The organism is Mycobacterium sp., from assembly GCF_008709575.1.
Taxonomy (GTDB): Bacteria; Actinomycetota; Actinomycetes; order Mycobacteriales; family Mycobacteriaceae; genus Mycobacterium.
Genome location: NZ_VYIK01000288.1, coordinates 1 through 747, shown reverse-complemented (window position 1 = coordinate 747; position 747 = coordinate 1). Strand labels below are relative to the sequence as shown.

The 747-nt window shown below is 65.6% G+C and carries 1 protein-coding gene; it reads left to right on the top strand.

Annotation, left to right across the window (positions count from 1 at the left end):
- Nucleotides 1–204: 204 nt before the first annotated feature.
- On the top strand, nt 205–474 hold the full coding sequence (locus F6Q13_RS18510; protein ID WP_293059646.1) for a hypothetical protein: 270 nt from the start codon (nt 205–207) through the stop codon (nt 472–474).
- Nucleotides 475–747: the final 273 nt, after the last annotated feature.

Genomic DNA, 747 nt, shown 5'->3' with positions numbered 1-747 from the left:
CAGTTTGTGAGCCAGGCAAGGCACTCCGGGGCACATCGTCGTTGCGCTGTCTCTTCACAAAGTTCACCCAGGGCACGCGATTGTCGCGGCGCACCTGGGGTCTCGGGACCGGAGTGTGTCCCGGTCACCACGAATCGGCCGGCGACCGCAAATCGGGCTCGTCACGGCAACCGCTGGCTGGTCGGCGCGTTGGGCACCGCGGCCATGGCTGCGGCCCGCACCAAAGACACCACCTACCTCGGGGCCCGCTACCGACGCCTGGCCCCGCGCCTTGGGAAGAAGAAAGCCATTGTCGCCGTGGAACACTCGATCCTGGTGGCGGTCTGGCACATGCTTACCAACGACGTCGACTACGCCGATCTTGGCGGCGACTACTTCGCCCGCCTCGATCCCGAACTGGCCATGCGCCGCATCGTCCGCCAAGCCAACGCCCTGGGGTTCACCGTCGTCTTCGAGGAGATCCAGGCCGCTTAAACACTCACACGGCTGGGTAACGCGACAAACACCACATCACCTTGGGAGCCGCGTCTCCCGCATATTTTCGGACCAGAACGTACCCTCGCCGAGCTCGCCGGCCAGTGCGCGCAGGTCCTCTCGCAGGCCGGGGCCACCCGCGCTGGGGCTGGGCCCGATGCCGGGCTCTGATCTCCGCTCCCACCCGGCGATCGAGGAGACAGGCGCTGATACTCCTGCGTTAGTTCCCTATACTCATCACATGAGTAAGCGCCTGCAGGTTCTCCTTGCCCC

Coding starts and splice junctions, on each gene's coding strand:
- F6Q13_RS18510 (WP_293059646.1), top strand. CDS start 205: ATGGCTGCGGCCCGCACCAAAGACACCACCTACCTCGGGGCCCGCTAC.